This is a genomic window from Pseudomonas sp. GW823-FHT03E05 (assembly GCF_058796855.1).
The window spans coordinates 291,051-303,094 of sequence record NZ_JBXAJB010000008.1; the positions used below are offsets into that span (position 1 = coordinate 291,051).

11 protein-coding genes are annotated in these 12,044 nt (G+C 61.2%); 5 read left to right on the top strand and 6 right to left on the bottom strand.

Annotation, left to right across the window (positions count from 1 at the left end; translation table 11 throughout):
* Window positions 1-30: 30 nt before the first annotated feature.
* Window positions 31-684 (top strand): HAD family hydrolase, encoded by a 654-nt coding sequence (locus AC1RCO_RS28175; RefSeq protein WP_011062661.1) that lies wholly within the window; start codon window positions 31-33, stop codon window positions 682-684.
* 106 nt (window positions 685-790) lie between these two features.
* On the opposite strand, the gene AC1RCO_RS28180 is transcribed toward AC1RCO_RS28175, so the two are convergent.
* Window positions 791-1,753: an NAD(P)H-quinone oxidoreductase gene (locus tag AC1RCO_RS28180; RefSeq protein ID WP_492618258.1), complete on the bottom strand. Its 963-nt coding sequence runs from the start codon at window positions 1,751-1,753 to the stop codon at window positions 791-793.
* 138 nt (window positions 1,754-1,891) lie between these two features.
* Here AC1RCO_RS28180 and AC1RCO_RS28185 point away from each other — a divergent pair, with 138 nt between their 5' ends.
* Together AC1RCO_RS28185 and AC1RCO_RS28190 are read left to right on the top strand one after the other, a co-directional pair.
* Window positions 1,892-3,976, top strand: a complete 2,085-nt coding sequence (locus AC1RCO_RS28185) for a carboxy terminal-processing peptidase (protein WP_173476968.1) — start codon at window positions 1,892-1,894, stop codon at window positions 3,974-3,976.
* Window positions 3,977-4,110: 134 nt separating this feature from the next.
* The gene (locus AC1RCO_RS28190; RefSeq protein ID WP_492618259.1) at window positions 4,111-5,937 is read left to right on the top strand and encodes a bifunctional diguanylate cyclase/phosphodiesterase; all 1,827 of its coding nucleotides are present in this window, start codon (window positions 4,111-4,113) and stop codon (window positions 5,935-5,937) included.
* Here AC1RCO_RS28190 and AC1RCO_RS28195 read toward each other — a convergent pair.
* From AC1RCO_RS28195 to bamJ, 5 genes are all read right to left on the bottom strand, one after another.
* Entirely contained in the window at window positions 5,888-6,304 is a 417-nt protein-coding gene (locus tag AC1RCO_RS28195) for an SEL1-like repeat protein (protein WP_011062665.1), read from the bottom strand. The genes AC1RCO_RS28190 and AC1RCO_RS28195 overlap by 50 nt on opposite strands.
* Window positions 6,305-6,676 carry a hypothetical protein gene (locus tag AC1RCO_RS28200; RefSeq protein ID WP_003179080.1) on the bottom strand — a complete coding sequence of 124 codons (372 nt, stop codon included), beginning with the start codon at window positions 6,674-6,676 and terminating at the stop codon, window positions 6,305-6,307.
* Window positions 6,673-7,014, bottom strand: a complete 342-nt coding sequence (locus AC1RCO_RS28205; RefSeq protein ID WP_015636619.1) for a helix-turn-helix domain-containing protein — start codon at window positions 7,012-7,014, stop codon at window positions 6,673-6,675. Before AC1RCO_RS28205 ends, AC1RCO_RS28200 begins: the two co-directional genes overlap by 4 nt.
* A gap of 114 nt (window positions 7,015-7,128) precedes the next feature.
* A complete protein-coding gene (locus tag AC1RCO_RS28210) occupies window positions 7,129-7,584 on the bottom strand; it encodes a YkvA family protein (protein WP_011062666.1) in 456 nt (151 codons plus the stop codon).
* Window positions 7,585-7,876: 292 nt separating this feature from the next.
* Window positions 7,877-8,590 carry a BamJ family beta-barrel-assembly machinery protein gene (gene bamJ, locus AC1RCO_RS28215; protein WP_011062667.1) on the bottom strand — a complete coding sequence of 238 codons (714 nt, stop codon included), beginning with the start codon at window positions 8,588-8,590 and terminating at the stop codon, window positions 7,877-7,879.
* Between the two features lie 269 nt (window positions 8,591-8,859).
* Here bamJ and AC1RCO_RS28220 point away from each other — a divergent pair, with 269 nt between their 5' ends.
* Together AC1RCO_RS28220 and AC1RCO_RS28225 are read left to right on the top strand one after the other, a co-directional pair.
* Window positions 8,860-10,668 (top strand): di-heme-cytochrome C peroxidase, encoded by a 1,809-nt coding sequence (locus tag AC1RCO_RS28220; protein ID WP_492618260.1) that lies wholly within the window; start codon window positions 8,860-8,862, stop codon window positions 10,666-10,668.
* Window positions 10,665-11,834: a catalase family protein gene (locus tag AC1RCO_RS28225; protein WP_011062669.1), complete on the top strand. Its 1,170-nt coding sequence runs from the start codon at window positions 10,665-10,667 to the stop codon at window positions 11,832-11,834. The genes AC1RCO_RS28220 and AC1RCO_RS28225 overlap by 4 nt, the downstream gene beginning before the upstream one ends.
* Window positions 11,835-12,044 lie beyond the last annotated feature (210 nt).

Below are 12,044 nucleotides of genomic sequence, written 5' to 3' on the forward strand. Positions count from 1 at the left end.
GCAATTGATCCTGAAGAGAGAGCGGCACTGATGGCCTTGGCAATTTTTGATCTGGACGAAACCCTGATTCACGGCGACTGCGCCACCCTCTGGAGCGAACAGATGGGCCGCCTGGGCTGGGTCGACAGCGAGTCGTTCATGCGTCGCAACCATGAGCTGATGGACGCCTACAGCCATGGCAAGCTGGCCATGGAGGAGTTCATGGACTTCAGCCTGGAACCCATGAGCGGACGCACCCCGGAGGAGGTCGCGCACCTGGTCGAACCCTGGGTCGAAGAGGTGATCGAGCCGATCATCTTCAGCGACGCCTGCAAGGCCATTGCCGCCCACCGCCAGGCCGGCGACCGGATCCTGGTGATCTCGGCCTCGGGCACCCACCTGGTGAAACCGATTGCCGCGCGCCTGGGTATCGACGAAGTCCTGGGAATCGAGCTGGAGGTGCAGCATGGGGTCTACAGCGGCCGCACCGTTGGCACCCTGACCTACCGCGAGGGCAAGATCACCCGCCTGCTGCAATGGCTGGATGCCGAGGAAGAAAACCTGGAAGGCGCGACCTTCTACTCCGACTCGCGCAATGACCTGCCGTTGCTGCTGCGCGTGGACCACCCGCAGGTGGTGAACCCGGATCCGGTGCTGCGTGAACATGCGCAGAAGGCCGGCTGGCCGATCCACCACTGGAAGTGACCCGCCCCAGAGATCCCCGGAGCTGGCTTGTGTAGGAGCTGGCTTGCCAGCGAACAGACCGCCAGGCCTGACGCTCCCTTCGCCGGCAAGCCGGCTCCTGCAGGGCTCAGGTCAGGCTGGGGTCGATCACCAGCACCAGCTTGCCCGAGACCTGATTGGTCGCCAGCTCCGCAAAAGCGGCTTCTGCATCCTGGATCGCAAAGGTCCTGGCCAATTGCGGGCTCAGACGCCCTTCGCTGAACAACGGCCAGACATTCTGCCCAAGGTCGCTCAACAGGTCGGCCTTGAACTGGTCATTGCGGCTGCGCAGGGTCGACCCCAGAAACTGGACCCGCTTGCCCAGCACCTGGGCCAGGTCCAGCTGCGCTTCGCGCCCGCCCATCAAGCCGATCAGCACCCAACGTCCATCCAGGGCCAGCAGCTTGAGGTTGTTGGCCACATAATTGGCGCCCACCGGGTCGAGAATCACATCAAAAGGCCCAAAGTCCCGCAGCGCCTCAATGCCATCGGTACGCACCACACCGCCCTGGGCACCGAGGCTCTCGCAGTAGGCCAGGCGATCGGCTGAACCAACGCTCACCCAGCACGGGTTGCCGAACGCCTTGCACAGCTGGATAGCCGCCGAGCCGACGCCACTGGCGCCAGCGTGCAGCAGGACCTTCTCGCCCGGCTTGAGCGCTGCCAGCTGGAACAGATTCAGCCAGGCTGTGCTGTAGACCTCGGGCAGCGCCGCGGCCTCGGCCAGGGACAACCCTTCGGGTACTGGCAGTACATGGCGGGCATCTACCACCACCTCTTCAGCCATGCCTCCGCCCGCCAGCAGGGCACAGACCCGATCACCCACTTGCCAGGACGAACCCGGGCCCACTTCACTGACTACCCCGGAGCATTCCAGGCCAAGGGCCTTGCTGGCTCCGGGAGGCGGGGGATAGAGCCCCGCACGCTGCAACAGGTCGGCCCGATTGAGGCCAGCAGCCGCCACCCGAATGCGAACTTGCCCCACATCACAGGCCGGACTTGGCTCTTCCACCCACTCCACATGACCTTCAACGCCTTGCAATGCTTTCACAGTGCCTCCATAGTGAGTCTGGACTGAGCCCGGAGCGGTAGCACCGGGCTTTTTGCATTATGCGACCGGTCCTTATGGAACCGGCGACTTCAAAGACGGCCTAATATGCGTTATCAATTGCCCCCGCGTCGAATCAGCATGAAGCATTTGTTCCCCAGCACCGCCCTCGCTCTTTTCATTGGTTTCGGCCTGCTGCCGATGTCGACCAATACGTTCGCAGCCAATAGCTGGGACAATCTTCAGCCCGATCGCGATGAGGTAATTGCCAGCCTCAATGTCGTTGAACTGCTCAAACGTCATCACTACAGCAAACCGCCGCTGGATGATGCGCGCTCGGTGATCATCTACGACAGCTACCTGAAGCTGCTGGATCCGTCGCGCAGCTACTTCATGGCCAGCGACATCGCGGAGTTCGACAAATGGAAAACCCAGTTTGACGACTTCCTCAAGAGCGGCGACCTGAACGCCGGGTTCACCATCTACAAGCGCTATCTGGACCGGGTCAAATCCCGCCTGGACTTCGCCCTGGCCGAGCTTAACAAGGGCGTCGACAAGATCGACTTCACCACCAAGGAAACCTTGCTGATCGATCGCAAGGATGCTCCTTGGCTCAAGACCACCGCCGAACTCGACGACCTGTGGCGCAAGCGCGTCAAGGACGAAGTGCTGCGGATGAAGATCGCCGGCAAGGATCCCAAGCAGATCCAGGAAACCCTGACCAAGCGCTACAAGAACCAGCTGGCGCGCCTGGACCAGACCCGTGCCGAAGATATCTTCCAGGCCTACATCAACACCTTCGCCATGTCCTACGACCCGCACACCAACTATCTGTCGCCGGATAACGCGGAAAACTTCGACATCAACATGAGCCTGTCGCTGGAAGGCATCGGCGCCGTGTTGCAGAGCGACAATGATCAGGTCAAGGTCGTGCGCCTGGTGCCGGCAGGTCCTGCCGACAAGACCAAGCAGGTAGCCCCTGCGGACAAGATCATCGGTGTGGCCCAGGGCGACAAGGAAATGGTCGACGTGGTGGGCTGGCGCCTGGACGAAGTGGTCAAGCTGATCCGTGGTCCGAAAGGCACCCTGGTACGCCTGGAGGTGATCCCGGCCAGCAATGCGCCAAACGACCAGACCAGCAAGATCGTGCCGATCACCCGCGAAGCGGTGAAGCTCGAAGACCAGGCGGTGAAGAAGTCGGTCCTCAACCTCAAGCAGGACGGCAAGGACTACAAGCTCGGGGTGATCGAGATCCCGGCCTTCTACCTGGACTTCAAGGCCTTCCGCGCTGGTGATCCGGATTACAAGAGCACTACCCGCGACGTGAAGAAACTGCTGACCGAGTTGCAGAAAGACAAGGTCGACGGTGTGGTCATCGACCTGCGCAACAACGGCGGCGGCTCCCTCCAGGAAGCCACCGAGCTGACCAGCCTGTTCATCGACAAGGGGCCTACCGTGCTGGTGCGCAACGCCGACGGCCGGGTGGATGTACTGGAAGATGAAAACCCCGGCGCCTTCTACAAAGGCCCGATGGCACTGCTGGTCAACCGTCTCTCGGCTTCGGCTTCGGAGATCTTCGCCGGCGCCATGCAGGACTACCACCGCGCCTTGATCATCGGCGGACAGACCTTCGGCAAAGGCACCGTGCAGACCATCCAGCCGCTGAATCACGGCGAGCTGAAGCTGACCCTGGCCAAGTTCTACCGGGTTTCCGGGCAGAGCACCCAGCACCAGGGCGTGCTGCCGGATATCGGCTATCCGTCGATCATCGACACCAAGGAAATCGGCGAAAGCGCCCTGCCTGAAGCCATGCCATGGGACACCATCCGCCCGGCCATCAAGCCTGCGGTAGACCCGTTCAAACCGTTCCTGGCTCAGCTCAAGGCCGAACACGAAAGCCGCTCGGCGAAAGATCCGGAGTTCGTGTTCATCCGCGACAAGCTGGCCCTGGCACAGAAACTGATGGCGGAAAAAACCGTCAGCCTCAATGAAGCCGATCGTCGGGCGCAACATGCCGATATCGAAGCCAAGCAACTGGCCCTGGAAAACGCCCGTCGCAAAGCCAAGGGCGAGGAGCCGCTCAAAGAGCTGAAGAAAGAAGACGAAGATGCACTGGCTGCTGCCGAGCCGGACAAGACCAAGCCGGAAGACGACGCCTACCTGAGTGAAACCGGGCGCATCCTGCTGGACTATCTGAAGCTCAACACCTCGGTGGCCAAGCACTGAGGATGATGGCAATTTAATTCGATCGCTCCTCGCATCGTCATTAAACAGTCATCATTCTGTCGTGAAATAAAGGACCGGGCACCGCTCTCTAGCCAGAGCCGCGCCCGGTCCTTTTTTTATCGACAGAGATCGCCATGACCACGACCGAACAGCTCAGTGCATTGAGTTCAATCCTGGCTCAAAGCGGTTTGCACAGCCTGTTCCAACCGATCATTTCCCTGTCCGAGCGGCGCATCCTGGGTTATGAGGCCCTGAGTCGCGGCCCCTCAAACAGCCCTCTGCACTCCCCTGTCGCGCTGTTCGCCGTCGCGCGCCAGGCCGGGCGCCTGAGCGAGCTGGAGATTGCCTGTCGGCAAAGCGCCTGCAAACGCTTCAGCGAACAGCAACTGCCCGGCAAGCTGTTCCTCAACGTCTCGCCGGAATCCCTGCTGGAGGCCGCCCACCAACCAGGGCGTACCTTGCAGCTGCTTGAGGACTTCGGCATCCCCCCCAGCCAGGTGGTGATCGAGCTTACCGAACAGACCCCGATCGACGATTTCCAGTTGCTGCAGAACGCCCTGCACCATTACCGCGACATGGGTTTCTCCATCGCCCTGGACGACCTGGGCGCCGGTTATTCGAGCCTGCGCCTGTGGTCGGAGCTGCGCCCGGACTACGTGAAAATCGACCGGCACTTTATCGACGGCATTCACCAGGATGCCCTCAAGCGCGAGTTCGTCGGCTCGATTCTGCAAATCGCAAAAGCCTCCCGCGCCCAGGTGATCGCCGAAGGGATCGAACTGACCGAAGAACTGGCAGTGCTGACCGAGATGGGCGTCGACCTGGTCCAGGGCTACCTGTTGTGTCGCCCCCAGGAACAGCCGCCGAGGGACGCTCGGGCAATGATGCCCAAGCATGATCACACCAGCGCGGCCCTCAACGATGATGGCAGCGACCTCAGTGCGCTGCTCAACGAGCAACCGGCCGTTGCCCGCAATACGCCCACCGCCAACGTCCTGGAAGCCTTTCGCCGGCAAGCCAACCTCAACTCCCTGGCGGTGCTGGACGAACAGGGGCAGCCTTGCGGCATCGTCCATCGGCACTCGCTCTCCGACGCCCTGCTCAAGCCCTTTGCCACCGACCTGTTCGCCCGCAAGCCCATCAGCCGCCTGATGAACGATGACTTTCTCGCGGTCGAACTCAGCCAGTCCCTGCAGCAGGTCAGCCGCCTGATCACCAGCCGCGCCCGCCAACGCATCGAGGAAGATTTCATCATCACCTTGAATGGCCATTATCTGGGGCTGGGGCGGGTCATCGATGTGCTCAAGCTGATTACGGAGCTGAAGATCCAGCAAGCCCGCTACGCCAACCCGCTGACTCTGCTGCCCGGCAATGTGCCGATCCAGCAGTGCCTGAGCCGCCTGCTGCAGCAAGCACGGGAATCGGTGATCTGCTACGTCGACATCGACAGTTTCAAACCCTTCAACGATATCTATGGCTATGGCCGCGGCGATGAGGTGCTGCTGTGCCTGGCCCAATGCCTGAACGACCGGGTAGACCCGAGCCGCGACTTCGTCGGACATATCGGTGGGGATGACTTTCTGCTGGTGCTGGGGCCGGAAGACTGGCGCCGACGGCTCAACCAGTTGCTGGATGACTTCCACAGCCAGTGCCGGCGCTTCTATCGCAGCGAACACCTGGAAGCCGGCTGTTTTGTCGCCCCCAATCGGCAAGGTATCCGTCAGGAATTTCCCTTGCTGTCACTGTCCATCGGCGTAGTGCACCTGTATCCACAGGCCTGTGGCCAACTGGACTCCAGCCAAGTGGCGGAGCTGGCCTCCCAGGCCAAGCATCACGCCAAGAACATCCAGGGCTACAGCATCCATGTGATCGACAGCCTGGAAGCGGCAGCCAGCCTGGGAGCGCAAAGCCTCAGTGAGCCGCTGCGGGATCAGTCGGCTGATCGAGCTGCGTCAGTTTGAGCGCCGCAAGAGGATGCCCGGCCTGGGCCGAAAGCGTCCACCAGCGCGCCGCTTCGACAGCGTCGGGAGCCTTGCTGGGCGAGCCGGCCAGGCTGATCACGCCCAACTGATAGGCTGCCTTGCCATCCCCTGCCAGTGCAGCCAGCCGCAGCAGGCGTTGACCTTCTTGACGAGCGCCAAGCCCCTGCCCACGAAAAGTCAGGATGTGCCCATAAAAGCTCAGCGCACCGACATTGCCCAGATTGGCCATGCGCGCGAACTGACCTTCCATCCAACGCCAGACACGGGGTTGGCGGACAAACCACGGCCAATGAAACAAACGGCGCGCCAGCCAATAGCCGAGTCGTGCCTTGAGTGCCAGGAACATTCAAGCCTCCGCTGATTCGGGATACTCGTACTCGAAGACCCGCACCACTTCCGAGGCATGCCATGAAGCCGCGGCAACACCGTCGGAAGGGCCGGAAAAACGCCCCAGACGCTCCACGCACTCGAAGAAGCCGGTACGCGGCAAGCGGCTGGCCCCCTGGCTGATCACCAGGGAACTGCGCAAAGGCTGTTCGGCCCGTGCATCCAGCGCTGCCAGATGCTCCAGCGCGGCTGTCAGGGTCTGCATGGCCGGGCTGGGCAGTTGCAAGCGCTCCAACAAGGCTCGATAGGTTAAAAGATGCCGCTGACGACGGGCCTGATCCAGCTCACCCAACAGCCCATCCCAGTGCTGACGACTGATCCTTACACTCACGATTGCTCCCTCCACCCCGGCACCGTCAACTCCCAGGCCAGGCTGCGGCGAATCGCAGCGTCGGGTTGACGCTCGCCACTTTCAATCAGGGCCAGGTAAGACGGACTGATACCAACTTTGCGGGCCAGCGCCTCGATGGCGATGCCCTTCCCTTCGCGCAGACTGCGTAATTGATCCAGGCCCGGAAGATTCTGGGCTGGTGGCGCTGCCTGAGAAGTTGCGGCAGCGTGCGGTGGTTGTTCGGTAAGACCTGCGGCTGACAATAAAGCTTGATACTGAGCCCACGGCAGAACCGCATATTCGGGCTCGCCATCGCGTTCAATAATCTGAATATCCATTACTACCCCGTAGGACAACGACACTTAGCGAGTCGGACTTTTCCCTTGAAGTGTAATCCTAACAGCGGCAATGGTCGCGGGGAGCATGATTGTTGTGGGAGGCGGTGAATACCCTTAGTTTTTCTGCGGTCCTTCCAGCAGCAATTGCTCCGCAGTGTCCGGCAAGCGCTCGACAACCGCGAGCTTTTCCGGCATTTGCCGATTGCGCCAGGTTCGGAAGGCGTTGAGTTCGTCATCCAGGGTTTTCATCAGCCAAGCCAGAACGGCGATATCGTCAAGCATGCCGAACACCGGAATAAAGTCGGGAATGGCATCCACCGGGCTGAGGAAATACATCAAGCCTGCCACCACCGACAGCAGCGCCTTGGGGCTGATGGCCCGGTACTCGCCACGCCAGTAGGCCAGGCACAGTGCCTGCAACAAGCGCAGGTCCTGTTTGACCTTGCCCAGGCGTCCGCCCTGGCTGGCGCCTTTGCTCGCCACGGCGAACAGCAGCGTGGGCAAACGGCCGCGGCTCAGCAAGCGCCCCGCCAGCGGCAGGAAACGAGCAAAATTCCAGGGTGCTTTCATCATCACTCCCACTGAAATGTTATCCACACAAATTGTGGATAACCTTGTGAACAGAGCTATTTTTCACGGCTGAAAGCCCCGTTTCATAAGGGCTGAGCTCAGATCGGGCGTTTTTTACTCACATAAAAAAACCCATAATTTCATTGACTTGGCAGCCTCCAGCGACTACCTACCGCTCATACCCTGTTCAGACCACCCGCACTGCCGTCGGTTCGGATAATTTGCCAGCAGCAACCTGCAGAAACGACAACGCCCCGTAAGAACGGGGCGTTGCTTCAGGCGCTGACGCAGGTTACTTGGCGGCGTCCTGCTTGGCTGGATCCTTGATACCCAGCAGCTCCAGTTCGAAGACCAGCACCGAGTTGGCTGGAATCGCCGGACTCGGGCTCTGGGCGCCGTAGGCCAGGTCGCTCGGGATGTACAGCTTGTACTTCTCGCCCACGTGCATCAGTTGCAGGCCTTCGACCCAACCCGGGATCACGCCGCTGACCGGCAGATCGATCGGGCTGCCACGCTCTACCGAGCTGTCGAACACAGTGCCGTTGGTCAGGGTGCCGGTGTAGTGAACAGTCACGACATCAGTCGGCTTGGGCTGAGGACCGTCAGCCTTTTTCAGTACTTCGTACTGCAGACCGGAAGCGGTGGTGGTCACACCGGTTTTCTTGCCGTTCTCTTCGAGGAATTTCTTGCCGGCAGCCGCCGACTCTTCGCTCATCTTGGCCATGCGCTCTTCGGCACGCTTTTGCAGCGCGGCGAAGGCTTCGACCAACTCTTCATCCTTCAGCTTCTGTTCTTTCTTGCCGACGGCATCTTCGATGCCCTGGGCGACCGCTTTGGAGTCCAGGTCATCCATGCCTTCCTGAGCCAGACTCTTGCCCATGTTCAGGCCGATACCGTAGGAAGCTTTTTGCGCCGGGGTTTTCAGCTCTACGCTGGTCTGCGAATCACAACCCGCAAGTACCAGGCTAACCAGGGCCACCGCCGCCGCCAACCGATGCTGTTTCATGCTATTTCCTTGTTCATGCGCCTAAAGGGCAATCGAATAAAGCCGCGAGCTTATCAGGCGACCACGACCAATGGCTACCGGCGTAAGAGTAGTAAATGGCCGATAAGTTCACGTCTTTAAACGCGTTTTCATGCTCTGGGGTACACCCTGCCCAGGCCGCTTACCGAGGCGCTTGAACGGGCGCGAATAACCATAGCTCAAGTAATGGCTACTTGCCGCGTCAGATGAGCTCAGGCATAAGGAAACGAAATTCGACAAGGACGTACATCTTGCGCCTCATCTATCGTGTGTTGCTGTTGATTGCCGTGCTGATCGGCATTGTCCTGGCTGTAGTCCTGTACTACGTGGCCAATCCGAAACTCCCCGACTATGTACCCGTTGAACAGGTGCACTACCTGGACCAATGGGATGCCAAGGATCGCCAGACCTACTATTTCACTCCCCAGGGCACCCAGGTCAAAGGCCTGCGCTATGAATGGTTCAGCGCTCTGGAGCTACCGTTCTCCGAGCAGTCCTTTGCCGCTCCCGAGTACCTGGCCCGCTTCGGCTTCCTGGTGGAGCCGGGACAGAAAGCCACAGCGCAGAATCCCGGCAACCTGCCCGTAGGCTTCGCCCGCCATCAGAATCCGGGCAGCGCGGAACAATACCTGGACATCACCTGTGCTGCCTGCCACACCGGCGAGCTGCGTTTCAACCATCAAGCCCTGCGCATTGATGGCGGCTCGGCGCAGCACGTGCTGCCGTCCAGCGTACCGACCCTGCGTGGTGGCAGCTTCGGCCAGGCCCTCGTGGCCAGCCTGACCAGCACCTACTACAACCCCTGGAAATTCGAGCGCTTCGCCCGCAAGGTTCTGGGTGCCGACTACGAAGCCAGGCACGAACAACTGCGCAAGGACTTCAAGGTCTCACTGGATAACTTCCTGCGGGTGGCCTGGAACGATACCCATCGCGGCCTCTATCCAACCGAAGAGGGTCCGGGCCGTACCGACGCCTTTGGCCGCATCGCCAATGCCAGCTTCGGCGACGCCATTTCCCCTGAGAACTATCGGATTGCCAATGCCCCGGTGGACTACCCGCAACTCTGGGATATCTGGACCTTCGACTGGGTCCAGTGGAACGGCTCGGCGCAGCAACCCATGGCGCGCAATATCGGCGAAGCCCTGGGGGTTGGCGCCACCCTGAACCTGTTCGACGCCAACGGCCAACCCCTCACCGGCGAGGACCGCTACCCTTCCAGCGTACGTGTCCGCGATCTCAACCTGATCGAGGAAACCTTGCAGCGCCTCAAGCCACCGGCCTGGCCGGAAGCCTTGCTGGGCACGATCGACAAGCCGCTGGCCGCCAAGGGCCGCGAGCTGTTCGCCAGCAACTGTGCCGGCTGCCATGTACCCTCGGTCAGCGACAACAACGGCCGCCCCGTGCAGCAGTTGAAAATGCTTCCGGTAGCGGTGATTGGCACCGACCCGAATTCGGCGAGCAATATCGCCGACCTGCGCTATGACCTGAGCTCCTTGCAGTGGGATACCACCGAACTGGCCAGGTCCAATGTCGAGCTGCACCCGACACCCAGCGAACCGCTGGACCTGCGTCAACTCTCGGCTGCCAAGGGCCTGGCCTACATCACGGCCTTTGTCGAAGAGCGTGCCTATCGCGACGCCAAGGTCACCTCCGAGGAGCGCCCGCGGCTGGACGGCTACGGGCTGCCGATCGGCGTACGCGAGTTGCGCGCCTACAAGGCCCGCCCGCTGGCCGGGGTCTGGGCCACACCGCCGTACCTGCACAACGGCTCGGTACCCAACCTCTATCAACTGCTGTCTCCGCAATCAGAGCGCTCGACAACCTTCTACCGCGGCACCTTCGAGTACGATCCCAAGCACCTGGGCTATCGCCCGGAAGCCTTCAAGAACGGTTTTGAATTCGATACCCGCATCAGCGGCAACCACAACAGCGGCCACGAATTCCGCGCCGGCCAGCGTGGCAATGGCGTTATCGGCCCACTGCTGCAGCCAGAAGAACGCTGGGCCTTGCTGGAATACCTGAAAGTGCTGGGCGGACCATTGGAGTCGCAATTGCCATGAAACTCGATCTCGCCAGAAAACGACCGTCCCTGCTGGCCCGACTGTGGCTGCGCCTCGGCGCCTTGCTGGGCAGGACCCTGTTATTGCTACTGGTCATCGGCCTGCTGGGCTGGGCACTGTCCAGTGCCTGGTTCGCCTGGCACCACCGAGGCCCGGTAGCGGTGCAGGAGCAGGTTCCTGCCGATGAGGCAGCCCGCACCCAGGACATCATCCAGACCGCGGTGCGCATCGTTGACCAGCACCGCGAAGGCACCCGCTACCTGCGCGATGCCCATGCCAAGGCCCACGGTTGCGTGAAGGCGCAGGTCCAGGTCCTCAACGACTTGAGCCCGCCACTGCGCCAGGGAGTATTTGCCACCCCTGGCCAGACCTGGCAGGCCGTCGTACGCCTGTCCAACGGCAACGCCTACCCGCAGTTCGACAGTATTCGCGACGCCCGCGGCATGGCGATCAAGCTACTGGATGTTCCCGGGCAACAATTGATGGCGTCGGAATCACAACGCCGTGAACAGGACTTCGTGATGTTCAATCATCCGAATTTCTTCGTCAGCGACGTAGCCGAATATCAGCAGAACATCGCCGCCCAGGCGGACGGCAAGAAAGTCGGCGCATTCTTCCCCGGGTGGGATCCGCGCACCTGGCAGGTACGGCATCTGTTCATCGCCCTGGCGACCCTGTCACCGGCCCCGGCCAGCCCGACCCAGACCACCTACTACTCGGTCTCGCCCTACAAGTTCGGCAATGCCAACGCCAAATTCCGGGTCATGCCGGACCCCGAGAGTTGCCCGGCCTACAGCCTGCCAGCACAGAACCAGGATCTGCCCAACTTCCTGCGCAGCGCCCTGACCCAGCAACTCTCCACCGATCGGGTTGGCGCCTGTTTCGTACTGCAGGTCCAGCGCCAGGACCCGAACCGTTTCATGCCGATCGAAGACACCAGCATTGAATGGAAAGAAAGTGACGCCCCCTTTGAAACGGTGGCGCGGGTGACCCTTCCCGCCCAGGACTTCGATACCCCGGCGCAGAACCTGGCTTGCGACAACCAGTCCTTCAACCCCTGGTTCGGTCTGGAAGCCCATCGCCCCATCGGCGGCATCAACCGTCTGCGCAAGGCGGTGTATGAAGCCGTCAGCGACTACCGGCATAGCCGTAACGCCGAGCAGTAGGCAAAAACGCAAAAAGCGGCCCGAGGGCCGCTTTTTTCATGCGCAGGATTCGAACCGATACAAATCCCAGACAGCAAAAAGCCCGCATTGAGCGGGCTTTGTGTGGCGACCTGGCGTTCAGTGTTCCAGGTTGCCGAATATGGCGCAGCGGACGGGACTCGAACCCGCGACCCCCGGCGTGACAGGCCGGTATTCTAACCGACTGAACTA